Source organism: Burkholderia sp. Bp9090 (assembly GCF_003857985.1).
Lineage (GTDB): Bacteria > Pseudomonadota > Gammaproteobacteria > Burkholderiales > Burkholderiaceae > Burkholderia.
Genome location: NZ_QTPV01000017.1, coordinates 102,893 through 124,832, shown reverse-complemented (window position 1 = coordinate 124,832; position 21,940 = coordinate 102,893). Strand labels below are relative to the sequence as shown.

General features: G+C 68.0%; 20 protein-coding genes and 1 pseudogene. 7 read left to right on the top strand and 14 right to left on the bottom strand.

Annotated elements, in window-relative coordinates; all coding sequences use genetic code 11:
- The 6 genes and pseudogenes from DIE16_RS17955 to DIE16_RS17930 form a co-directional block, all read right to left on the bottom strand.
- Positions 1 to 1,037 (bottom strand): filamentous hemagglutinin N-terminal domain-containing protein (locus tag DIE16_RS17955; RefSeq protein WP_124892964.1); only part of this gene is annotated, 1,037 nt, incomplete at its 3' end.
- Positions 1,038 to 1,269: 232 nt separating this feature from the next.
- Positions 1,270 to 4,353: a GLUG motif-containing protein gene (locus DIE16_RS17950; protein ID WP_124892962.1), complete on the bottom strand. Its 3,084-nt coding sequence runs from the start codon at positions 4,351 to 4,353 to the stop codon at positions 1,270 to 1,272.
- A 63-nt stretch (positions 4,354 to 4,416) separates the two neighbouring features.
- Positions 4,417 to 5,973, bottom strand: coding sequence for a ShlB/FhaC/HecB family hemolysin secretion/activation protein (locus DIE16_RS17945; RefSeq protein WP_260434406.1), 1,557 nt, complete (start codon positions 5,971 to 5,973; stop codon positions 4,417 to 4,419).
- A 362-nt stretch (positions 5,974 to 6,335) separates the two neighbouring features.
- Positions 6,336 to 6,775, bottom strand: a pseudogene (locus DIE16_RS37440) (YiiX/YebB-like N1pC/P60 family cysteine hydrolase); the annotation flags it as partial.
- Positions 6,776 to 6,898: 123 nt separating this feature from the next.
- Positions 6,899 to 7,468, bottom strand: coding sequence for a hypothetical protein (locus DIE16_RS17935; protein ID WP_124520883.1), 570 nt, complete (start codon positions 7,466 to 7,468; stop codon positions 6,899 to 6,901).
- A gap of 218 nt (positions 7,469 to 7,686) precedes the next feature.
- On the bottom strand, positions 7,687 to 8,145 hold the full coding sequence (locus tag DIE16_RS17930) for an Lrp/AsnC family transcriptional regulator (RefSeq protein ID WP_006486309.1): 459 nt from the start codon (positions 8,143 to 8,145) through the stop codon (positions 7,687 to 7,689).
- A gap of 126 nt (positions 8,146 to 8,271) precedes the next feature.
- Here DIE16_RS17930 and DIE16_RS17925 point away from each other — a divergent pair, with 126 nt between their 5' ends.
- The 3 genes from DIE16_RS17925 (at position 8,272) to surE (ending at position 10,284) form a co-directional block, all read left to right on the top strand.
- Entirely contained in the window at positions 8,272 to 9,009 is a 738-nt protein-coding gene (locus DIE16_RS17925) for an AzlC family ABC transporter permease (protein WP_124487066.1), read from the top strand.
- Positions 8,999 to 9,301, top strand: a complete 303-nt coding sequence (locus DIE16_RS17920; RefSeq protein ID WP_162999222.1) for an AzlD family protein — start codon at positions 8,999 to 9,001, stop codon at positions 9,299 to 9,301. The genes DIE16_RS17925 and DIE16_RS17920 overlap by 11 nt, the downstream gene beginning before the upstream one ends.
- Before the next feature lie 203 nt (positions 9,302 to 9,504).
- On the top strand, positions 9,505 to 10,284 hold the full coding sequence (gene surE, locus DIE16_RS17915; protein WP_124487067.1) for a 5'/3'-nucleotidase SurE: 780 nt from the start codon (positions 9,505 to 9,507) through the stop codon (positions 10,282 to 10,284).
- Between the two features lie 19 nt (positions 10,285 to 10,303).
- Here surE and DIE16_RS17910 read toward each other — a convergent pair whose 3' ends face one another.
- The 5 genes from DIE16_RS17910 to DIE16_RS17890 form a co-directional block, all read right to left on the bottom strand.
- Positions 10,304 to 11,125, bottom strand: coding sequence for an SDR family NAD(P)-dependent oxidoreductase (locus DIE16_RS17910; RefSeq protein ID WP_124892960.1), 822 nt, complete (start codon positions 11,123 to 11,125; stop codon positions 10,304 to 10,306).
- A gap of 69 nt (positions 11,126 to 11,194) precedes the next feature.
- A complete protein-coding gene (locus DIE16_RS17905) occupies positions 11,195 to 11,662 on the bottom strand; it encodes a cupin domain-containing protein (RefSeq protein ID WP_044845430.1) in 468 nt (155 codons plus the stop codon).
- Between the two features lie 163 nt (positions 11,663 to 11,825).
- The gene (locus DIE16_RS17900) at positions 11,826 to 13,178 is read right to left on the bottom strand and encodes a pyridoxal-dependent decarboxylase (protein WP_124520889.1); all 1,353 of its coding nucleotides are present in this window, start codon (positions 13,176 to 13,178) and stop codon (positions 11,826 to 11,828) included.
- A gap of 20 nt (positions 13,179 to 13,198) precedes the next feature.
- On the bottom strand, positions 13,199 to 13,498 hold the full coding sequence (locus DIE16_RS17895) for a helix-turn-helix transcriptional regulator (RefSeq protein WP_040139054.1): 300 nt from the start codon (positions 13,496 to 13,498) through the stop codon (positions 13,199 to 13,201).
- 187 nt (positions 13,499 to 13,685) lie between these two features.
- Positions 13,686 to 14,573 carry a LysR family transcriptional regulator gene (locus tag DIE16_RS17890; protein WP_124487070.1) on the bottom strand — a complete coding sequence of 296 codons (888 nt, stop codon included), beginning with the start codon at positions 14,571 to 14,573 and terminating at the stop codon, positions 13,686 to 13,688.
- Positions 14,574 to 14,701: 128 nt separating this feature from the next.
- Here DIE16_RS17890 and DIE16_RS17885 point away from each other — a divergent pair, with 128 nt between their 5' ends.
- Positions 14,702 to 15,739 carry an aldo/keto reductase gene (locus DIE16_RS17885; protein ID WP_124487071.1) on the top strand — a complete coding sequence of 346 codons (1,038 nt, stop codon included), beginning with the start codon at positions 14,702 to 14,704 and terminating at the stop codon, positions 15,737 to 15,739.
- A 182-nt stretch (positions 15,740 to 15,921) separates the two neighbouring features.
- Here DIE16_RS17885 and DIE16_RS17880 read toward each other — a convergent pair whose 3' ends face one another.
- Positions 15,922 to 17,400, bottom strand: coding sequence for a PLP-dependent aminotransferase family protein (locus tag DIE16_RS17880; RefSeq protein ID WP_124892958.1), 1,479 nt, complete (start codon positions 17,398 to 17,400; stop codon positions 15,922 to 15,924).
- A gap of 131 nt (positions 17,401 to 17,531) precedes the next feature.
- Between DIE16_RS17880 and DIE16_RS17875 the strand changes: the two genes are divergently transcribed.
- A complete protein-coding gene (locus DIE16_RS17875) occupies positions 17,532 to 18,008 on the top strand; it encodes a GNAT family N-acetyltransferase (protein ID WP_124892956.1) in 477 nt (158 codons plus the stop codon).
- Positions 18,009 to 18,060: 52 nt separating this feature from the next.
- Here the strand turns inward: DIE16_RS17875 and DIE16_RS17870 are convergent, their stop codons facing one another.
- Entirely contained in the window at positions 18,061 to 18,786 is a 726-nt protein-coding gene (locus DIE16_RS17870) for a class I SAM-dependent methyltransferase (protein WP_124529310.1), read from the bottom strand.
- Between the two features lie 218 nt (positions 18,787 to 19,004).
- Here DIE16_RS17870 and DIE16_RS17865 point away from each other — a divergent pair, with 218 nt between their 5' ends.
- A complete protein-coding gene (locus tag DIE16_RS17865) occupies positions 19,005 to 20,015 on the top strand; it encodes a hypothetical protein (protein ID WP_124892954.1) in 1,011 nt (336 codons plus the stop codon).
- Between the two features lie 228 nt (positions 20,016 to 20,243).
- Complete coding sequence (locus tag DIE16_RS17860; RefSeq protein WP_124892952.1) at positions 20,244 to 21,053, top strand: TlpA disulfide reductase family protein; 810 nt, start codon at positions 20,244 to 20,246, stop codon at positions 21,051 to 21,053.
- Between the two features lie 115 nt (positions 21,054 to 21,168).
- On the opposite strand, the gene DIE16_RS17855 is transcribed toward DIE16_RS17860, so the two are convergent.
- Positions 21,169 to 21,573 carry a hypothetical protein gene (locus tag DIE16_RS17855; RefSeq protein WP_044845438.1) on the bottom strand — a complete coding sequence of 135 codons (405 nt, stop codon included), beginning with the start codon at positions 21,571 to 21,573 and terminating at the stop codon, positions 21,169 to 21,171.
- Between the last annotated feature and the right edge of the window lie 367 nt (positions 21,574 to 21,940).

Below are 21,940 nucleotides of genomic sequence, written 5' to 3'. Positions count from 1 at the left end.
GTCCACAGGCCGGCCTTGCCCGACGCCGCACGCGTATCCACCTGCACGTCGCGTGACACCGTCACCCGCTCGCCGCGCGTCGTCACCGCGCCGCCCGCCGTCGATGCGTCCTGCGCGCTCGCATCCAGCTTGCCCGCCACTTGCACCTGGCCGCCGTCCAGCGTGATCTTCCCGGCGTGATTGCTCAACCCCTTCGCCTCGATCGTGCCGCTGTTCTTCACCACCGAACCCAGCAGGTCGCCTGCCGCGCGCGCCGTCATCAGCACTTCACCGCCGTCCGCCTTCAACAGCCCGCCGTTCTCGGCCTGCGCGTCCACCGCACCGCTTTCCACCTGCAGGTTCAGCAGCCCGTTACCGTCGAAGTTCACGTTGAACGCATTGCCCGCGCCCAGCGCCACGCGACCCATCTGCGCGCGGATCACCCCCGTGTTCGACACTCGCGCGCCCAGCAGGGCAACGCTGCCGCCATCCGCCGCCGTGATCGTCCCCGCGTTCTCCACCGACTGGCCAGACGTGCCCGCGAACCGGTAGCGGCCCGCCAGGAAATCCGCGTCCGACAGGTTCTGCGTCGACGCCACCAGGCCACCCACGTTCACCTGCGCGCCCGCACCGAACAGCACCCCGTTCGGGTTCACCAGGAACACGCGACCATTCGCGTCCAGCTGGCCGTGAATCTGGCTGCCGTTCGCACCGATCACCCGGTTCAGCGCGATCGACTGGTTCGTCGGCTGCTTGAACGACACACGCTCGCCGCTGTCCACGCTGAAGTCCTGCCAGTTCGTGATCAGCTTGTCCGTGTGCTGGTTGATCGACATCGTCTTGTTGTCCGCCGACGTCGCGATGTCCGCCTGGCCCGACTTGATGTCGGCGCCCGTCGGCAACGCGTACGCACCCGACGCCACCAGCCCCAGCAGCGACACGCCCGCCGCGAGCAGACGCTTGCCGCCACTCGACTTGCCGCGACGGCGCGCCGTTTCCCCGACCGCGCACCAGCCACCCTGCGCTTCGTTCCATACCAATGAATAGGCCTTGTTCATACTTGTCATTTCCTCATGATCGATTTGCATACGAAAATAATTTCGTATACCTACACAAACCACTTGTCGAGCATCGAACGATGAAGTCCGTTGCTCATTTCCGCGGACGATGAAACCATCCGCGTCGTGCTCGCCGGCTCGGACCTGCCCCGAAACCGGCATGCCGTGTGTGGGGCGACACCGTTCGATCCGCGCCGTCGCCCCGGGGCATGCTTTCCCGCCCTGAAAGGATTTACCGCCTGCCGTCGATCCAGCCCACGTTGGAGCCGGCGAACGGTTCGCGTGTGGCCGCGCCGGTCGTCGTACTCGAATCGATGTGCCCCAAGTTGAGTGCGGCGAATCCACCCTTGATCGCGGGCTTGATCGACTCCGGATAATTGAGCATCGAACTTGTCCGTGAGGAACGGATCACACCAGAATTCGCGCCCACGAACCCGCCAGCGAACGAACCGGATACATTGACGTCCCCTGAAGACTCCGAATCGGATATCGACGCGCCGCTGCCATTCCACCCTGCAAACCCGCCGACGAGCCGGCCGGCGAACACGTTCACGCTGCCTGAAGCCTTCGAGTCCCGGATGGCACCCGTGTTTTCGCCGACGAACCCGCCGACATAGCTGTCGCGTGCAGCAGTGACCGATCCCGTCGCGCTCGACCCCGAAATCGTCCCGCGATTCAGGCCCACGAACCCGCCAACCCGGCTCGCCGGGCCGGCATGGACGGCTCCGCCCGCCGTGGATTGCTCGATGGTGCCGTCGTTCACGGCGACGAGCCCGCCCGCGCTCCCCCCCGTGCCTGCATCGACATCGCCTGTCGCCGCGCCGCGCCGGATCACGCCCGCGTTCCTGCCGACCAGACCTCCCACGACGCCGCTCGCGGTATCGATCACCTTGCCGTTCGACTCCACGTCGTCGAGTACGCCGCCGTCGACGTTCTCCCCCGCGAAGCCGCCTACGGCCGCACCGCCTTTCGCGTACACGGCTCCGAATGCCTTCGAGTCCTGGATCTGGCCGCCTCTGTTGACGCCGATGAAGCCGCCGACCGTGCTGCCGTACATTGCGCTGACGATGCCGCGTGCCGACGAGCCACGGATCGCGGTGCCATCGCCGAGGCCGACCGCACCGCCGACGAAACTCGACTTCCCGGCCGATACATCGACCGTCGAGTGCGAGTTGTCGATCAGCCCGTCTACCATCAGGCCGACGAGACCGCCCGCGTGCATACGGTCGCCCACCGAGATCCTGCCGGCACTCGTCGAATCCGACACCGTCGCATCCCAGCTTATGCCGACGAGACCGCCGACGGCACGCGTGAAATTCGACGACCGCATGCTTGTGATCCAGGCATCGGCGTGGCTGTTCACGATTCGCGCCTCGAACGCATGCCTGCCGGCAATGCCGCCGATGGCTTGAGCCACCTCGTTGGCCGTGATGCTGCCCTGGAATCGGGCGCCGTCGATGACACCGGCGATGTTGTCGCCGACGATGCCACCGACGAGGCTGCCGATCTTCCCTGCGGACGAAACCGTCGCCTTCGTCACGCGGACGTTCGAGATCGTCCCGCCATGGTTGGCGCCGGCCAGCGTGCCGACCGATGCGGGCGTTCGGGTCGATGCTTCGTTGATGGCGAACGAGTCGAGCGCGAGATTCGCGATTCGGCCGCGATTCATCCCGAACAGGCCGACGTACTGACCATTGCCATTGATCGTCAAGCGGGAAATCGTATTGCCCAAGCCGTCGAACACGCCGCCGAACGCGGAGCCGTTGCCGCCGATGGTGCCGAACAGCGCGCCCTTGCCGTCGATTGCATTGCCCAGCACGTAACGGCCGTTCAGGTTGCCGTCGACGCTGCGCAGCCCGGCGAGATCGTGAATCACCCGATACGCTTCACCGTTCGCCGAGAACGATGCATTGCGCCCCGACAGCGTGACCACCGCGTCGTCGTTCGTCAGCGTGTGGCCGCTGCCCGAATTCAGCTCGAGGTGTGCGTTTTCGCCCGTCAACGACAGCTTGTTGCCGATGCGAATGCGTCGCGCCGCGTTCACCGTCACGCCCGCGTTCGCGCCGCTCGCGTTCAGTGCGCGGTTCAGATTGACGTTGCCCTGGCGCGACGTCAGCGCCAGCGCGTTGTCGCTCGCCCACGTCACCGCGTCGTCCACCGTCAGGTCGACCGACGTGTTGGTCAGCGCAACGTTCGTCGTGCCCAGGTTGCGCGACAGCGTTTCGCCGTCGATCGCCGCGTCGGCGTTGCCGCCTACCGCAGCATTGGCTGCCTCGATTGTCCACAGGCCGGCCTTGCCCGACGCCGCACGCGTATCCACCTGCACGTCGCGTGACACCGTCACCCGCTCGCCGCGCGTCGTCACCGCGCCGCCCGCCGTCGATGCGTCCTGCGCGCTCGCATCCAGCTTGCCCGCCACTTGCACCTGGCCGCCGTCCAGCGTGATCTTCCCGGCGTGATTGCTCAACCCCTTCGCCTCGATCGTGCCGCTGTTCTTCACCACCGAACCCAGCAGGTCGCCTGCCGCGCGCGCCGTCATCAGCACTTCACCGCCGTCCGCCTTCAACAGCCCGCCGTTCTCGGCCTGCGCGTCCACCGCACCGCTTTCCACCTGCAGGTTCAGCAGCCCGTTACCGTCGAAGTTCACGTTGAACGCATTGCCCGCGCCCAGCGCCACGCGACCCATCTGCGCGCGGATCACCCCCGTGTTCGACACTCGCGCGCCCAGCAGGGCAACGCTGCCGCCATCCGCCGCCGTGATCGTCCCCGCGTTCTTCACCGACTGATCCGACGTGCCCGCGAACCGGTAGCGGCCCGCCAGGAAATCCGCGTCCGACAGGTTCTGCGTCGACGCCACCAGGCCACCCACGTTCACCTGCGCGCCCGCACCGAACAGCACCCCGTTCGGGTTCACCAGGAACACGCGACCATTCGCGTCCAGCTGGCCGTGAATCTGGCTGCCGTTCGCACCGATCACCCGGTTCAGCGCGATCGACTGGTTCGTCGGCTGCCTGAACGACACACGCTCGCCGCTGTCCACGCTGAAGTCCTGCCAGTTCGTGATCAGCTTGTCCGTGTGCTGGTTGATCGACATCGTCTTGTTGTCCGCCGACGTCGCGATGTCCGCCTGGCCAGACTTGATGTCGGCGCCGGTCGGCAGCGCGTACGCACCCGACGCCACCAGCCCCAGCAGCGACACGCCCGCCGCGAGCAGACGCTTGCCGCCACTCGACTTGCCCCGACGGCGCGCCGTTTCCCCGACCGCGCACCAGCCACCCTGCGCTTCGTTCCATACCAATGAATAGGCCCTGTTCATTTTGGTATCCTCTTTAATTTGTTGTGGAAGCCCCGCCTTGCCAGACGGACCGATCACGCCTGCTCAGAAATACTGAGCGGCCTGAACCCATACGCTCGGCGCGGGGGTCGGCGAACCGAACGCCGCGCCGAGCGGCCACGCGGCCGTCAGCGTCACCTGGCGCTTCGCGCCGTACCAGCTCGCGCCAATGCCACCGGCCTGCATGTTCTGCATGTTTCGTTCGTGCGTCCACGGGTGCTTGTTGTCCTGCACGCGCCCGGCATCGACGAATGTGCTGACCTGCCACCCCGGCGCGACGAGATAACGCAACTCCGCGCTGGCCTGCCAGCCCTGGTCGCCGCTGCCGGCACCGAGCGCATACGCGCGCACGCCGTACGGGCCGCCAAGACTGAACTTCTCCGATTCATCGAGGTTGCGCGATGCAAGCTGCGCGCTGAATTGCGTGTACAACTCGAACCGGCGCCCCAGCGCCTGCACACGCAGCGCGCTCACATTCAGCTTGGCAAAACTTCCGATCGACTTCTTCCACGTATCCGCCCCGAACGGATCGTTGTTGCGCAGCCGTCCGATGCCGAACATCACCGAGAACCCGTTGCGGCCGCCGCCCAGCAAGCCGTCCTGACTATTGCCGCTGACGCCGAAGGTCCACAGGCCGACGTTCTTGTCGCGCCGGACGTCGAATATGCCGTAGTCGTCGCGCAGGTTCTTGTTTTCGTACTGGATCTGCGCGGTGACGCTCAGGTTGCGCGCGCGCACGAGCGGCTGCGTCACGTACGCGGTTTGCACGCTCGCGCGGCCTTGAGATTCGAGATCGGAAAAAGCGCCGCCGAGCCGGTAGCGCAGCGACGAATACGCGACGCCGACCCGCGTCGACGCGGGCCCGACCGGTACCTGGTAGGCGGCACGGTAGTAGCGCTGCAACCCGTTGCTGAGGAGCCCACGCACGCTCAGGCGATCGCCGAGCCGCAGCGGTGAATTGACGTCGACACTGGCGCCGAGACGGTAGCGCCCGAGCGCTACGTCGCCGAAGTTGTCGAATTCGAGCGATCCGGACGCGAGCGGCCCTTTGTCGGCGTCGACGACGAGATCAGTGGTGCCGGGCATTTCGCCCGGACGCAACGTGCCACGCGCACTGACGCCGGCCAGGTCGTCGAGCAGCAACAGGCGGCGCTCGAGATCGGGCCCGCGTACGACATCGCCCGGACGCAGCGCCGAGAGCGGCTGGCGCAGCGCGACGCCGAACACGCGCGAATGGTTCTGGATCTTGATTTCGCCGTAGCGCCCTTCGGCGATCTCGATACGCACGACGCCGTCGTCGATGTCCTGGCGAGGCAGGTATGCACGTGCAAGCACGTAGCCATGGCGGCGATAGTACGCGGTGATGCGCCCCGCAGCGCGTTGCAGTTCCGCGAAACTCAACGTGCCGCCAGCCAGATCGGCGACGAGCGGCAGCAGTTTGTCGCTGGCGAACACGGTATTGCCGTCGAGCGCGAACGCGCGAACGAACACGCGCGGCCCGGACTCCGGCGCGCTCTCGGCGGCCTCTTGAGACGGCGGTACCGTCAGCTCGGGCGTGGTTTCCGCCGGCAGATCCGGACGCGGCGCCTCGATGTCGCGCATCGCGCGACCCGCGTCCGGGACTTGCGCATGTGCCGACCCGAACAGGCCCGCAGCACCGCCGCAGATCAGGGCAACGCACAATGCGTGACGGGCCCTCGGCGCCACGCTTGCTCCACGCGACACGACATACAAACAGGCGCCGGTTGACCGCGTCGCCTCAACGTTACCGATTTCGACGCGACGACGGCCGACGACTTGCATAGGATCTACTCGCATGGAACACATTCGGACCTCGCCGGCGAGGCACTCGCCAGCTTTAACTCAAGCGCCGAATGCTACAGACAGACATTTCGCATGTATTTAGATCACGTACGAAAATTCGTGACCGAATTGTTAATTGCGGGTGCAACTGCACGATGCGTGATCCGGGTCGCGTCACGCACGACTTCCCGCACGAGACGCGAGCAGAACTGCCGGCGTGACGCGAGATTGAAACCCGTGTCATAGAGCACGCCGATCCGGCGCATTGCCACGTCGACGAGGCCGTGCCGCCGCGCGGCGTCGGGCGGCTGCTTCAATCGCGCGATCACGCACGCGCCGCGATCCGAGCGTGCGAGAAACCGCGACATCGTCGTCACGCGCGACAGCGGAAACGTGCTTTCCGCGACGAGCGGCTCGCCGCCGCGCTCGCGACTTCGAGAAACGGCCGCACCGTCACGCGGATGAAGACGATGTCGCCGATCTCGGGTTCGACCGGCAACGGCATCGTGTCCGGCTCGACCGTACCGACAGCGAAAAGATGGCGCCAGCGTATGCCCTGCCGGCGCACCATGAGCAGCTGAGAACCCGTGTCGATCGACATGCGAACCTCACTCGAGCGGGATGACCGCGAGCATGTCAGCCGCGGCCACATCGCGCATCGGGGAATCGCTCCGCGCCCCGCGGGAGCGAATTCCGGTACTGGCGCGCGGCGCGCGCGCAATCGTCAGCGATTCGCGCCCAGCGCCACGCGCAGCCGCTCCATCAGCCGTGTGTAGTGCCGCACCACATCGGCCTTGTCCGCCACGTTCGCGGTCGAGAACCGCTCGGACCACGCCGCCTTCCATTCATACGTGCCGTGCACGCTGCGGTCGCCGTCCGGCGCGTGGATCAGCGAACGGATCCGAGCGTCGCGGCCCGGCCCCGTATGCATCTCGAACAATGCGTGGATGAACGTGTGATACGCGTCGTACACGTCGTCGTCGAACAGGTAGCGGTAGATGTGAAACGTGCGGTCGAGTTCGCGCTTCGCGCGGATCACGTCGTCAGGGGAGATGTCCTTCCAGTAGCCGATCCACGTGTAGAAGCACAGCAGCGCATTGAGCTGCGGCGCGACCGTGTCGTACAGCGTGAGCCGCTTCTCGATCAGCCGCTGGTTGGTCCACTGCACGAGCTCGAGCCGCTTCAGCCGGCGCGCGACGAGCCAGCCCAGGCACGCGACCGACAACGGCGTCAGCACGCCGAGCACGAGCTTGACGATTTCCAGCGAATTCCACGGATTGTTGAATGGCTGCATGAATGGCTCGACAAGAAAGACGCACCGCCCGGCGGATCGCATCGCGCACGGCGCGCGTGTTCGTCGATTGCCTCGCGGTTGACCGTTAGTTGCTTGCGCATCGAAGCCGCACCGTGATGCAGCCGGTGCGCGGCGATGCGGCTCGTCCCGCCAGTGTATCGGCCGAATGTCACCGACCGGTGACGATTTGCCGAATCGTCGTCATGCAACCGCCCGCGTTACGTCGGCAGCGCCGACGTGAGCTTGACCTTCTGCATCGGAATGTCGGTCTTGACGCTCAGCACGCCCGGGATGCGCGTCAGGTATTCCATCTGGAAGCGCCGGTAGTCGTCGATGTCGGCGGCCACCACGCGCAGCAGGAAATCGCAGTCGCCGGCCATCAGGTGGCATTCGACCACTTCCGGCATCTGCTGGACAGCCTCGGCGAAGCGGTTCACGGATTCCGCGTCCTGCCCCTTCAGCCACACGCGAGTGAAGATCGTCAGCCCCTTGCCGACCTTCGCCGGGTTCAGCACGGCCACGTACTTCTCGATCACGCCCGCTTCCTCGAGCAGCCGCACGCGCCGCAGGCACGGCGACGGCGACAGCCCGACCTCGTGCGCGAGTTCCACGTTCTGCATGCGGCCGTCACGCTGCAGCGCGCTCAGGATCCGCCGGTCGATAGCATCCAGCTTCATTGGCATCAAATTCCAAAAAAATCGCAAATCACTCGTTCAATGCCAAATTTTCAGGAATATTGGTCCGCAACGCAACCCGATTCGAGTCAAAAAAGCAGACAATCCTACTCCCCCGAAGGAGGAGTAATGAGCAGTAGCGTTTCAACGTCGTCCGGGCTTCGCGACAAGCCCGCCTATGTCGCCGAGATGGGCCGCGGATTGCGCGCGGCGCTGCCCGTCATGCTGGGTTTCGTGCCGTTCGCGCTGGTGCTCGGCGCACAGGCCGCGCAAAAAGGGCTGAGCCTGCTCGAGGTCCCGATGATGACGGGCCTGAACTTCGGCGGCGGCTCCGAATTCGCGGCGATCCATCTGTGGACGTCGCCACCGCATATCGCGCTGATCGTCGCGATGTCGTTCCTCGTGAATTCGCGCCACATCCTGATGGGTGCCGCGTTCGCGCCATACATCCGGCGCCTGCCGCGCCGCCGCGCGTTCGCGGCGCTGTTCTTCATGTGCGACGAAAGCTGGGCGATGTCGCTCGCCGACGCGCGCTCGCGCTCGGCCTCGCACATCAGTGTCCCCTATTACGCGGGCATCTGTTCCGGGCTGTACCTGACGTGGATCTCGATGACGACGCTCGGCGCGGCGGTCGGCCCGACGATCGGCAACGTCGAGCAGTACGGCTTCGACATGGCATTTACGGCCGTGTTTCTGGTGCTGCTGCGCGGAATGTGGAAGGGCATGCGAGCGGGCCGCCCGTGGTTCGTGAGCCTTGTCGTCGCAGCCGGCACGCACCTGGCCGTGCCCGGCGCGTGGTACGTCGCGGCCGGGGCGTGCGCGGGGCTGATCGCCGCGCTGCTGTGGGAGCCGCGCGATGCTGCCTGATTTCGCGACGGTCGCGACCATCGTGCTGATGGCGTCGACCACCTACCTGTCGCGCGTGCTCGGCTACGTGCTGCTGCGCAACCGCACGCTGAGCCCGCGAATGGCATCGGTGATGGAAAACGTGCCGGGTTGCGTGCTGATCTCGGTAATCGCGCCGGCCTTCGTGTCGACGCGCCCGGCCGACCTGCTCGCGCTCGCCGTCACGCTGATCGCGGCGACCCGCCTGTCGATCCTGCCGACCGTGATCGTCGGCGTCGTGTCGGCCGGCCTGCTGCGGCATCTGCTCGGGTAATCGGATCACGCGGGCGGCACATCGAACCGGAAGACGGGCGCGCGATGCGCCCGTTTTCGTATCCGCGTGCGGGGTGCGCTGCGCTGAGGTGCGCTGAGGTGCGGCATGACACGACACAACATGCGCCGCGACGGGATGCTAGCCTTGCGGGTGTACCCGCGATGCCTTTCCCCTCTCATTGCCTACCTGCGAGGATCGTCCCGATGCAAGAAACCCGCCCGCTGTTCGACCGCGTCCTGCTCACCAACGACGACGGATTCGACGCCCCCGGCCTTGAAGTGCTCGAACAGGTCGCCACGCAACTGGCGCGCGAAGTCTGGATCGTCGCGCCGGCGGAGGACCAGAGCGGCACGTCGCATTCGCTGAGCCTGCACGAACCGCTGCGCGTGCATCGCAAGGGCGAGCGCCGTTTTGCAGTGCGCGGCACGCCGGGCGATTGCGTCGCGATCGCGGTCAGCCACCTGATGAAGGACGCGCGGCCCGACTTCGTGCTGTCCGGCGTCAATCGCGGCGCGAACCTCGGCACCGAAACGGTGTTCTCCGGCACGGTCGGCGCCGCGATGACGAGCATGCTGGTCGGCGTACCGGCGATCGCGCTGAGCCAGGCGTTCGTCGATCGCAACGCGGTGCCGTGGCATACGGCGCTCACGCACGCACCGGACGTGATTCGCCGGCTCGTCGCGGCCGGCTGGGACAGCGACGCGTGCCTCAACGTGAATTTCCCGGCGCGGCCGGCCGACGACGTGCGCGGCCTGAAGGTGACGAACCAGGGCGCCGGCACGCTGCAAGGCGTCGACATCGTGTCGGGGCGCGATCCGCGCGACATCGAATACCACTGGCTGAAACTGGCGCGCGCACCGCGCGACGACGATGCGGATTCGGAAACGGCCGCGCTCGGCGAAGGCTATATCGCGGTCACGCCGCTGAAGTTCGAACGCACGCACGATCAGGCGCTCGCGCGGCTGCGGTCGAACCTCGGCTGACCTGGAGAGCCTTTACCGGTCACGTCAGGTTCATTCCCCCGTCGAGCATCACGATCTCTCCCGTCACATAATCGGACGCGACGAGCATCGCAACTGTCTGCGCGACGTCGTCCGGCGTCGCCGCACGGCGCATCGGCGCGCGCTCGCGCCAGAGCTGCTGCGCGTCGGTCCAGTCCGCGGTCAGAGGCGTATCGACGAGCCCCGGCGCCACCGCATTGACGCGAATCGCCGGCGCGAGCGTACGCGCCAGCAAGCGAGTCGTGTGATTCAGCGCGGCCTTCGCCGCCGCATAGGGAATCGACGCCCCCTTCGGCCGCACGCCGGCGTGCGAACTGACGTTGACGACGCACCCGGCACGCCCGCTCGACGCCGCCTCGAGCAGCGCGGGCTGCGCTTCGGCGACGAGCCGGAACGGCGCGATCACGTTGATCTCGTGCATCTCGCGCCATACGTCGGGCGTCGCGGCGGCGAGATCGTCGTGCGGAATCACGCGGCTGACGCCCGCATTGTTGACCAGCACGTCGAGGCGGCCGTGCACCGCCAGCGCGTCGCGAATCAACCGCACGCGTTGCGCATCGTCGGCGAGATCGGCCTGCACGTAGGTCGCGCCGAGTTCGCGCGCCATCGCGCGGCCGGTGTCGGCGGAACTGCGTGAATGGAGGATCACCGCGTAGCCGTCCGCCGCCAGGCGTCGCGCGATGGCCGCGCCGATTCCCGACGTCGATCCGGTGACGAGCGCAACAGGCCGATGCACGCGCGACGCGCGCGGCTCGGCGACGGTTTCGGTTTCAGGTTCCGTTTCGGAAATCGGGGCGTTCATCGGCGGATGCGGCGCGTCCATGGCGTGGAATCCTGTCAGTGGCGTTCCCGCATCATAAGCATGACGACGGCCGATGCGGATGCGTGCCGTCTACGGCCGTTTCGGCAGGTCGACGAAATCCTCGAGCTCGCCGGCGATGTAAAGCCGCTTGCCGATTCTCGGGTATTCGCAGACGTCGTGTTCGAGGCGCTGGCCGAGGATGAACAGTTCCAGCGGCACCTCGCCGGTGTTCTGCAACGTGTGTGCGTCGCCGCCGCGCGGAAAACCGAGGAAATCGCCCGGGCCGATTTCGCACGTGCGTTCGCCGATCGTGACCGAGCCGGTGCCGGACAGCACGTACACGCATTCTTCCTCGTACAGGTGGCGGTGATACTCGGCCGATTCGTGCCCGGGCATCAGGGTGAGCAGGTGCGCGCCGATCTGCGTGAGGCCGGTCAGGTCGCTGAGCTGTCGTTTGAGGCGAACGGCATTGGGATTGAGCGAATGCACCGCGCGCGTCGGTTCCATCTTCGCGATGTCGGCGGCTTTCAGCAGCTCCCGGGGAGGTGTCGTGGACATGGGGATCTCGTCGGCGTGAATGCTGCGGTTGAGCGCGCCGCCCGGGCCGGCACGGCGCGCATGCCGCGTTATTGTCCGACATTTTCACGCAGACGAGCTGCACATCTCCAGATACGGATAGCCGGCGGCGGCGGCACGCGCGCGACGCATTCGCCGCCGCCGCTCAACCCACATGCACGCCGCGCAGCGTCGTCAGCAACGCGACGAGACGGTCGACGTGCTCGTCCTCCGTGCGCCACGACGACACGCTGATCCGGAACGCCGGCCGCCCCTGCCATACGGTCTGCCCGAACCATACGTCGCCCGAATCCTGCGCGGCCTGAAGGATCGCGATCGTCTCGTCGTCGGTGCCGGCGCGCACGAGCACCTGGTTCAGCACGACACGGTTCAGCACGTCGTAGCCGGCCGCGCGCAGGCCGTCCGCGACGCGCTGGGCCTGTGCGCAATGCCGCTCGACCATCGTCGCCACGCCGGCGCGGCCGAGCGCACGCAGCGCGGCCCACACCGGAATGCCGCGCGCACGCCGCGAGAATTCGAGGTTCAGGTTCTTCTGCGCATCCTGCGCGCCGCTCAGGTAGACGGCATCGCTGTTCATCGCGGTCGCGAGCGCGGCCGCGTCGCGGCAGATCACCATCGCGCCGTCGTACGGCGTGTTGAGCCACTTGTGGCCGTCGGTGGTCCAGCTGTCCGCGCCGTCGATGCCGTCGGTCAGCGCGCGCTTCGACGACGCGCGCGCCCACAGCCCGAACGCGCCGTCCACGTGCACCCACGCGCCGGCGGCCTTCGCGCGCGGAATCAGCGCCGCGAACGGATCGAATTCGCCGGTGTTCACTTCGCCGGCCTGCACGCAGAGGATCGTCATGTCGTCGAGCGGCGGCAATTGCGCGGGGTCGATGCGGCCGTGCGCGTCGACCGGCGCGACGATCAGGCGCTTCATCCCGAAGCCGAGCACGCGCAGCGCCTTCTTCACGGTGATGTGCGCGAGCTCCGAGAGCACGACCTTCACCTCGGGTGCGCCGATCAGGCCGTCCGCGTCGACGTCCCAGCCCTTGCGCGCGAGCAGCGCACGCCGCGCGGCCACCAGCGCGACCAGCGTGCAGGCCGTCGCGCTCGTGCCGAAGCCGACCGCGCTGCCTTCCGGCAGCCCGAGCACGTCGACGACCCAACGCGCGGCCTGCCGCTCGATCGTCGCGGCCACCGGCGAATTCGCGAACGACGACGCGCACTGGTCCCACGCGAGCATCAGCCGCTCGGCGGCTGCTGCGGCCGGCAGCGTCGCGCCGATCACGAAGCCGAAGTAGTTCGGGCCGTTCGATGCGACGGTCGCGGGCGTGCCCTTGTCGTCGAGCAGGCGCAGCACGTCGTCGGCCGGGCGGCCCGCATCGGGCAGCGGCTCGTCGAAGGCCGCAAGACCCGCGAGCGCCGCGGCGTCGGGATAGGCGCGCCGTTCGTCGGTCGCGGCGAGATACGCGTGCGCGCGCCGGTCGGCATCGGCCAGCAGGGCGAGTTCATCCATGTCGATTGCCTCTGTGAAGATCAGAGTTGCAGGAGGTCGCGGCCCAACCGATGCAGCGCATCGTCGATCCGCTTGTAGTACGTGAACTTGCCGACGCGCGTCGCCCGCACGAGCCCGGCATCCGCGAGGATCCGCATGTGGCGCGTGGTCGTCGCCGGCGCGATGCCGAGCTTCTCGGTAATGTACGTGCAGCACACGCCGAGCTCGTCGAAGTCGCCGTGAGGCTGCGGCGGGAAATGCTTGCGCGGCTGCTTGAGCCAGCGCATCACGGCCAGACGGCTTTCATTGGCCAGTGCGCTGATGCGGGTGACGTCGTCCATGGTTCCGGTCTCGTTTGACGTTTTGAATATTAGCTAAATGACGAAACGTGGACAACCCGCTTCGCGGGCGATCTTGCGTTCGCTGTCGCGGGGGAAGCGGCCCCGTTCCGCTACTACGCCGTATTTGGCGTCATCGCGTCGGACGCTGACGCGCGAACGCATCGGCCGCGGCGCGATCCGGTTGCGCTCACCCCGCCGCCAACGCCTGCGCCAGTCGTTCGATCAGCGCCCGCACGCGCCGCGGCTGCACCGCACCGCCCGGGTAGACGATCTGCAGGTCGACCTCGCCCGGCGAGAACTCGCGAAGGATCTCGACCAGCGCGCCGGACGCCAGATCCTGCTCGACGTCGAGCAGCGACTTCAGCGCAATCCCGTGCCCCGCGACGCACCACGCGCGCACGAGCGCGCCGTCGTTGGCGACGCGCCGGCCGCGCACCGTCACGCGCTTCGGTTCGTCGTCGATACGGAACGGCCACTCGGCATACAGCTCCTGGCCGAAGCGCATCACGATGCAGTCGTGCGCGGCAAGCTCGGCCGGATGCCGCGGCGTGCCGTGCGCGGCGAGATACGCAGGCGCGGCGCACACCACGCGGCGCGAGCGGCCGAGCGAGCGGCTGCGCAGCGCGCTGTCCGCGAGCTGGCCGCGACGGATCGCGAAGTCGAGCCCCTGCCCGACGAGATCGACGTAGCCGTCGCCGAGATGCAGGTCGACCGTGACGCCCGGGTGCTCGGCCAGGAACGCGTCGACCACCGGCACGACGCGCGCCTGCCCGAGATCGGCCGGCGCGCTCAGCCGCACGGGCCCCGACAGCGTCTGCGCGCCGAGCCGCACGCGGCTTTCGAGTTCGTCGGCCTCGGCGAGCAGGCGCCGCGCGCCCGCGACCAGCGTGCGGCCCTCGTCGGTCAGGCTGATCGCGCGGGTCGTGCGCGTGAGCAGCGCCGCGCCGTAGTGGCGCTCGAGCGCCGTCAGCCGCTCGGAAACCGTGGCAGGCGACAGGCCGACCTCGCGGCCGGCCGCGGCCAGCCCGCCCTTCTCCACGATGCGCAGGAACAGCGCGAGGTTGTCGAGCAGCATTCTTCGCTTCCTCCGAAGGATATTTTCGAAGTCTGCCCAATTATCCGGATGAACCGCAAGCGCTAGAGTGAACGCTCACCTTGCCGACGCCCGCTCGCGCCGGCCTCGACGACGAAAGGACACCCGCCATGGAATACCGCACGCTCGGCCGCTCCGGCCTCAAGGTTCCCGCGCTGAGCTTCGGCGCAGGCACGTTCGGCGGCACCGGCCCGTTGTTCGGCGCCTGGGGCAACACGGACGTCGACGAAGCGCGCCGCCTGGTCGACATCTGCCTCGAAGCCGGCGTCAACCTGTTCGACACCGCCGACGTGTACTCGGACGGCGCATCCGAGCGCGTGCTCGGCGCCGCGATCCACGGCCGGCGCGACCAGGTGCTGATCTCGACCAAGACGGGCCTGCCGACCGGCGATGGCCCGAACGACGCCGGCACGTCGCGCTCACGGCTGATCCGCGCGGTCGACGACGCGCTGCGCCGCCTCGATACCGACTACATCGATCTGCTGCAGCTCCATGCGTTCGACGCGGCCACGCCGGTCGAGGAAGTGATGTCGACGCTGGACGACCTGGTGCGCGCGGGCAAGCTGCGCTACATCGGCGTGTCGAATTTCGCGGGCTGGCAGATCATGAAATCGCTCGCGCTAGCCGACCGGCACGGCTGGTCGCGCTACGTCGCGAACCAGGTCTACTACTCGCTCGTCGGCCGCGACTACGAGTGGGACCTGATGCCGCTCGGCGCGGACCAGGGCCTCGGCGCGCTGGTGTGGAGCCCGCTCGGCTGGGGCCGGCTCACCGGCAAGATCCGCCGCCACGCGCCGCTGCCCGAACGCAGCCGCCTGCACGATACGGCCGGCTTCGGGCCGCCGGTCGACGACGAACGGCTGTACGACGTGGTCGACGCGCTCGACGCGATCGCCGAGGAAACCGGCAGGACCGTGCCGCAGATCGCGCTGAACTGGCTGCTGCAGCGCCCGACCGTGTCGTCGGTGATCATCGGCGCGCGCAACGAGGAACAGTTGCGCCAGAACCTCGGTGCGCTCGGCTGGTCGCTGACCGATGCGCAAGTCGCGAAGCTCGATGCGGCGAGTGCGATCGAAGCGCCGTATCCGCACTTCCCGTATCGCCGGCAGGACGCGTTCGCGCGGCTCAATCCGCCGATGCGCGGGTAAGTGGAGCAGCGGACCGTCGCGCTCCGATGCAATGATGCAACGACGTGGCGACGTGGCGACGTGGCGACGTGGCGACGTAGCGACGTAGCGACGTAGCGACGTAGCGACGTAGCGGCGTGGAGACACAGCGTCGTAACGGCGTAACGGCCTAGCGACATAGCGACGACACGGCGCGACGGCCGTCACCGCGCGGCCAGCACACAGTCGATCATCTCGCCGATCCGCCGCGCGAGCCCGTCCATCCGCTCGGCCGGCACGCCGCCGTAGCCGAGCACGAGCCCGTTGTAACCCGCCGCGGTGCCCGGCAGGCAGAACGACGACAGCGGCCGCAGGATCAGCCCGTGCGCCTGCGCGACGCGGCTCAGTTCCGTGTCGGCCACCGGCACGTCGAGCCGCGCGGACAGATGCATGCCGCCCGCGCCGCCCGACACCGTCAGCCGCGTATTCAGCCGCCGCGCCAGTGCGTCGTGCAGTGCGTCGCGCCGCTCGGCATACACGCGGCGCATGCGCCGCAGATGGCGCGTGAAATGCCCGGCGTCGATGAAATCCGCGAGCGCGCGCTGCTCGACGGCGCGGCCCTGCAGCATCAGTGCGCCCGCCGCGTCGCGCAGCGGCCGCGCAAGCGCGGGCGGCACGACCATGAAGCCGAGCCGCAACGCCGGAAACATCACCTTGCTGAAGGTACCGAGGTAGATCACCGGCGCGTCGTCGGCGAGCCCCTGCACGGCCGCGTGCGGCGTGCCGTGGTGACGGAACTCGCTGTCGTAGTCGTCCTCGACGATCCATGCGCCGGCCGCGCGCGCCTGCGCGACGAGCGCGAGCCGCCGTTCGAGGCTCATCACCGCGCCGAGCGGATATTGGTGCGACGGCGTGATGTAGACGAGCTTCGGCGGACGATCGCGCCAGTCGTCCGGATGCGGCGCGAGCCCCTGCGCATCGACACCGATCGGCTCGACGCGCAGGTCGGCCGCGAGAAACGCGTTGCGCGCGCCGTGGTAGCCGGGATTCTCGATCCATGCGACATCGCCCGCGTCGGCCAGCGCGCGGGCGCACAGGTCGAGCGCGCCCTGCGTGCCGTCGGTGACGATCACCTGCGCGGCGTCGCAGCGCACACCGCGCGACGCGCGCAGATAGCCGGCGATCGCGTCGCGCAGCACCGCGTCGCCTTCCGCGGACTGATAGCCGAGCTGCGCCGGCCCCGCCGAGCGCCATGCGCGCTCGACGCAGCGCCGCCACTGCTCGAGCGGGAACGCGTCGACGGCCGGCACGCCCGGCATGAACGGCAGCGATTCGTCGAGGCCGCTCGTCGCGCGCTCGGCCTGCGCGACGCGCCGCGACAGCGCCGCCGTAGCGCCGGCGGACGCCGCGGCGGCGACCTGCGACCCGCGCAACCCCATCCGGGCGACCACGGTGCCCTGCCGCGTGCCGGTCACGAACCCTTCCGATGCGAGCCGCTCGTACGCGTACAGCACCGAATTGCGTGCGATGCCGAGCTCGTCGGCCAGCGTGCGCGATGCGGCAAGCCGCGTTCCCTCGGCGATCCGGCCGCTCAGGATCGCGTCGCGCAGGCACGCGTACAGCCGCTGCTGCTGCGACATCCGCGTGGCCGCGTGCGGCCCCGCTTCGCGCTCGAAGGTCGACAGCAGCAACGCGTAATCCATCGTGGCTCCAGAATGTGTGAATGTCATGGGTCTACACATGGTGCCACGAACTTTCTATCGTAGAGGTCTGCGCGCGTTTCCGGTCGTGCCGGCAACGCTTCATTCCATCCATCCTCGAAAGGTTCGCGACCATGAACGCTACCGACACCGGCCTGACCGTACGCCGAGTCCGCGAAGACGATTTCGACGACTGGCTGCCGCTGTGGGACGGCTACAACCGCTTCTACGGCCGCTTCGGCGATACCGCGCTGCCGCGCGAGATCACGCAGCTCACGTGGTCGCGCTTCTTCGACGGCTACGAGCCCGTGCATGCGCGTGTCGCGGAACGCGACGGCCGGCTCGTCGGGCTCGTGCATTTCCTGTATCACCGCAGCACGACGCTGGCCGGGCCGACCTGCTATCTGCAGGATCTCTTCACGCTCGAGCGCGAACGCGGCAAGGGCGTGGGCCGCGCATTGATCGAAGCCGTGTACGACGCCGCGCAGGCGCAGCGCGCCGAACGCGTGTACTGGCAGACGCACGAGACGAATCGCACGGCGATGCGGCTCTACGACACCGTCGCGGAAAAAACCGGATTCGTGATCTACCGGAAAGTCTTGCCGCGCTGATCATGCGGCGTGCCGCAGGCCGCAGGCCGCACGCCGCGCGGCCGCGACGGTTTCAATCCAGCGGCCGCGCCTTGATCCACAGGAACAGCGGCACGCGCGACCACTGCTTCAGCGTGTCCGTGTCGGCGCGATCGGGCAGCGGCTCGCGCAGCGACACGATCGCGAAGCCGGCCGCCTCCAGCGCATCCATATAGGCCTGGAGCGGCAGCGACCAGCCCGCGAAGTGCATCGACAGCCCGTCGCGCGTTTCCACGCCCTCGAAATGCTCGCTGCCGAAATACGTGCCTTCGAGCACGAACGGCGCGTCGGGCTGTGGCCCCGCGAAACGGCCGCGATCGCGGAACGGATGCACGAGCGACACGAACAGCAGCCCGCCCGGCTTCAGCACGCGACGTGCCTCGCGCAACGCGGCCGCCATGTCGTCGAGGTCCATCAGCACGTTGTATGCCATCACGATGTCGAAGCTGGCCGGATCGAACGGCAGCGAGGCGGCATCGGCGAGCGCGTAGCGGTGCGCCGATGCCGCGCGACGCGCGGCGTCGAGCATCGCGGGCACCGCGTCGCTAGCGGTCACGTCGTAGCCGAGCGCCTTCAGTTCGCGGCTCACGCGTCCCTCGCCGCAGCCGATCTCCAGTGCGCGACCTGTGCCGCGGCCGAGGTAGGCCGCCAGCCCGTCACGATACTTCCAGAACGCATCGTGGCCCGGCCTGCCGGCCCAGTCGATCCATTGGTCGGCGACGTGCGTCCAGTGTTCCGTGATGGCTTTGCTGTCGGTCATGTTGGCTCCCGATCGGTGTTCGTCGTGCTGGTTCAGGATGCGCATGGTAAGCCGAAGCGGCGGTGCGCGTGAGCGCGTCGCGCGGCACGAGGCCGCCGCGGCCGGTTTCCGTTTCCGGCGGCGGCGTTCTACAGTGGTTACGACGGACGACATGCGCCGCCGGACATCGTTCGCGTTCGGCGCGCGTGCCGATACACCCCCGATTCCGAGGAACTTCCATGCCGAGTATCGTCGCCGGCCCCGCCGATCTGCCGCCGAGCCCCGTCGCCGCCGAAACGCGGATGGTGCACGACGTCGCCACGCTGCAGCCGTCGGACTATCGTTCGGCCGACGGGTCGTCGTGGGTCATCGCCACCCTCACGCCGGCCCCGGACAGCGGCGAAAACGTGACCGGCAATACCTACTTCGATACCGCGAAACGGCAAACCGTCGCAGTGCCCGACGCGCGTCGGCGTTACGCGAACCGCGGCACCTGGCAGGTCGTCGCGAGTTCCAGCCCGTCGGTGCCCGCCACCGGCCGCTACGACTGGCTCACGCTCGCATGGCTGCCGATCAACGGGCGGCCGCTGCCGCAAACGCCCGAGCATCTGTATTCGCCGTTCATTCGCGGCGGCACGATCGTCTATCGGTGGAATCCGGCCGCGCAAGGCGGCGAGCAGTTCGGCAACGTGCGGATGATCTTTCCGGCGTGGCAACGGCAGGTCGCGGACGTGCTGCGCGCCGCGCCCGGCGACGTCGCGCAAGCGGCGGCGGCGCCCGCATCGGCGCTCGATCGCGTGCAGCAGGACGGCAATCCGATGGCCGCCGTGCTCGACTTCGCCGCCGCGCTGCATGAGGAACCGGCCGACCGGATCGCTGCGCGCCTGCCGGCATTGCTGCGCGCGAGCGACCTGCACGAAGTGTCGGCGATCGTGTTTCAGTGCATCGCCGCATCGCGAGAAGCGGACCGGCCGCGCTTCGTCGAGGCGATCAACGGGTCCGTCACCTCGATCGACGACGGCGCGCGCCTGCTCGCCATCGCCTACGGCGCATTCGCGGCCGGCAGGGCGAAGCCGCGTCCGTTCAGTGATGCCGAACAGGCCGCGCGCATCAACGATGTGTTCGCGGCCTTGAAGCAGCGGACGTCGGCACTCGGCGTGCCGGCCGGACAGGGTTCGCCGTGGTACGAATTCTTTACCGCGTACCGGCTTGGCGGTGCGCCTTCCGGCTCGAGCGGAAGCAGGCAGTAATTACCTGGCCTGCGCGAACGTCGGCGGCCTGATGCGTCGCAAGACTTCGACGAAAACGACGTCGTCCTGAATGCCGGCGCCCGGCATGCGATTCGCACGCGTCGGGCGGTGCATGGCGCGCGGTCGCCAAGGGAACCCGTGTGCGTCCCGTAGGGTCGAAACGTCACATGACCGTCGACGGCATCGCGTTCGCCGGTCGATCCACGATCCCCGCACCCTTTTCTCCCCATGTTGAGCATCGGTCCCTTCTCGATCCGCGTCGTCGCGGTAGCCGCCGCCGCGCTGCTGGCGTGGCTCGTTGCCCGTTTCATCCAGCGCCGCCCGCCCGACGGACATCACAAGAGCGCGTCGAGCCTGATCCTCGACGTGCTGCTGCTCGGGCTGGTCGCCGCGCGTATCGGCTATGTCGCGCAATGGTGGCGCGACTACGCGACGACGCCGCGCGCCATCGTCGCGCTCGGTGACGGCGGCTTCGACTGGCGCATCGGCATCGCCGCCGCACTGGCGTTCGCCGTCTGGCGGCTGCGTCGCCTGCCCGCGCTGCGCAAACCCGTGGCGGCCGGCATCGTCGCGGGCCTCGCCGCGTGGGGCATCGCGCAAGGCACGCTGGCGACACTGCAGCGCACCGCGCCGCCGTTCGCCGCGCTGCGGCTCGAAGCGCTCGATGCGACGCCCGTCCTGCCGCAACGCTTTGCAGGCAAGCCGGTCGTGGTGAACCTGTGGGCGACGTGGTGCGCACCGTGCCGGCGCGAGATGCCGCTCCTCGAACAGGCGCAACGCGATCATCCGGGCATTACGGTGCTGATGCTCAACCAGGGGGAAAACGCGCAGGCCGTGCGCGCGTTCCTCGAACAGCAGGGGTTGCGCTTCGACAACGTGCTGCTCGATCCGTCGTTGCATGCGATGCATGCGTACGGATCGCGCGGGCTGCCCACGACGCTGTTCTTCAATGCGAAAGGCGAGCTCGTCGAATCGCACATGGGCGAGCTCACCGCCGCGCGATTGAAGGATGCGGTGGCGCAGCGTTTCGGTCAGTGATGTCGTCGGCAGCCTGCTCGAGGCCACGATCGATCGTCGATGGCAGCGCGCGTTCCCGCAGCCGCGACCGACTCGACCGCCGACACGCCGGCACTTCGACTACCATCGGCGACGCTCACGGCCTCGACAACACCATCACCCGCCCCGACACGCGCTGAAGCTTCAGCCACCCCGTGTCGGCGGTAAACCTGAGCTGCTGCAACGGGAAATCGAATCCCGCCTTCTGCGCGGCGCTGACCACCGCATCGGCAATCCAGCGAATCAGTTCCTTTCCTTCGTCGGTCGTCTGGTGACCGTTCTGGACACCGTAGAAATAGCGGTTCCCTGCATTGACTTCGTTCTGCAGCTGCATCCAGTGCCCCGGGAGGCCGGGCAGGGTCCTGAACAGGTCGGCCACGCGCTGCGTCGTCAGGCCGCGCGCCCACAACGCGCCGTTCACGGCGGGCCGCGCCAGGTTGTGACGGTCTGCGTCCTGTGCCTGTCCCTTGATCTCGCCTTTCAGACTATCGGGTTTCGTCATCGCACTGTCCTCGTGAGGGCCCGGTAACGGGCCGATTGAATGAATAATGCCGCCGAATAGCGAGCGCACGCGCGTCTTGCACGATACCGCTAATCTCAAAATTGATCGCCTGTCAGGTATATCAGGCCGGCGTCCGGTAATATCGCGCGCAAAAATCATCCTCGTCCGATAGGCGTCGCGACAGCAGGCCGATATGCTTCGTCGGGTGCGGTGCCGGTGAAATGCCCTGTTCAAGTTCGGAGTGAGCCGGTCATCGAGCTTCATCGGCGCCGCACCCCGCTTCGTTGCGATCCGGCTTCGGCGCGGGCGCTCGATGGTGGCCGGTGGGCGCGGCCACGACAGGGAAAGACGATGTTGAAACAACACG

Excerpts from the sequence above, each read along its gene's own strand:
- DIE16_RS17950 (WP_124892962.1), bottom strand. The coding sequence starts at position 4,353 with ATGAACAGGGCCTATTCATTGGTATGGAACGAAGCGCAGGGTGGCTGG.
- DIE16_RS17945 (WP_260434406.1), bottom strand. The coding sequence starts at position 5,973 with ATGCGCGACATCGAGGCGCCGCGTCCGGATCTGCCGGCGGAAACCACG.
- DIE16_RS17935 (WP_124520883.1), bottom strand. The coding sequence starts at position 7,468 with ATGCAGCCATTCAACAATCCGTGGAATTCGCTGGAAATCGTCAAGCTC.
- DIE16_RS17930 (WP_006486309.1), bottom strand. The coding sequence starts at position 8,145 with ATGAAGCTGGATGCTATCGACCGGCGGATCCTGAGCGCGCTGCAGCGT.
- DIE16_RS17925 (WP_124487066.1), top strand. The coding sequence starts at position 8,272 with ATGAGCAGTAGCGTTTCAACGTCGTCCGGGCTTCGCGACAAGCCCGCC.
- DIE16_RS17920 (WP_162999222.1), top strand. The coding sequence starts at position 8,999 with ATGCTGCCTGATTTCGCGACGGTCGCGACCATCGTGCTGATGGCGTCG.
- surE (WP_124487067.1), top strand. The coding sequence starts at position 9,505 with ATGCAAGAAACCCGCCCGCTGTTCGACCGCGTCCTGCTCACCAACGAC.
- DIE16_RS17910 (WP_124892960.1), bottom strand. The coding sequence starts at position 11,125 with ATGGACGCGCCGCATCCGCCGATGAACGCCCCGATTTCCGAAACGGAA.
- DIE16_RS17905 (WP_044845430.1), bottom strand. The coding sequence starts at position 11,662 with ATGTCCACGACACCTCCCCGGGAGCTGCTGAAAGCCGCCGACATCGCG.
- DIE16_RS17900 (WP_124520889.1), bottom strand. The coding sequence starts at position 13,178 with ATGGATGAACTCGCCCTGCTGGCCGATGCCGACCGGCGCGCGCACGCG.
- DIE16_RS17895 (WP_040139054.1), bottom strand. The coding sequence starts at position 13,498 with ATGGACGACGTCACCCGCATCAGCGCACTGGCCAATGAAAGCCGTCTG.
- DIE16_RS17890 (WP_124487070.1), bottom strand. The coding sequence starts at position 14,573 with ATGCTGCTCGACAACCTCGCGCTGTTCCTGCGCATCGTGGAGAAGGGC.
- DIE16_RS17885 (WP_124487071.1), top strand. The coding sequence starts at position 14,702 with ATGGAATACCGCACGCTCGGCCGCTCCGGCCTCAAGGTTCCCGCGCTG.
- DIE16_RS17880 (WP_124892958.1), bottom strand. The coding sequence starts at position 17,400 with ATGGATTACGCGTTGCTGCTGTCGACCTTCGAGCGCGAAGCGGGGCCG.
- DIE16_RS17875 (WP_124892956.1), top strand. The coding sequence starts at position 17,532 with ATGAACGCTACCGACACCGGCCTGACCGTACGCCGAGTCCGCGAAGAC.
- DIE16_RS17870 (WP_124529310.1), bottom strand. The coding sequence starts at position 18,786 with ATGACCGACAGCAAAGCCATCACGGAACACTGGACGCACGTCGCCGAC.
- DIE16_RS17865 (WP_124892954.1), top strand. The coding sequence starts at position 19,005 with ATGCCGAGTATCGTCGCCGGCCCCGCCGATCTGCCGCCGAGCCCCGTC.
- DIE16_RS17860 (WP_124892952.1), top strand. The coding sequence starts at position 20,244 with ATGTTGAGCATCGGTCCCTTCTCGATCCGCGTCGTCGCGGTAGCCGCC.
- DIE16_RS17855 (WP_044845438.1), bottom strand. The coding sequence starts at position 21,573 with ATGACGAAACCCGATAGTCTGAAAGGCGAGATCAAGGGACAGGCACAG.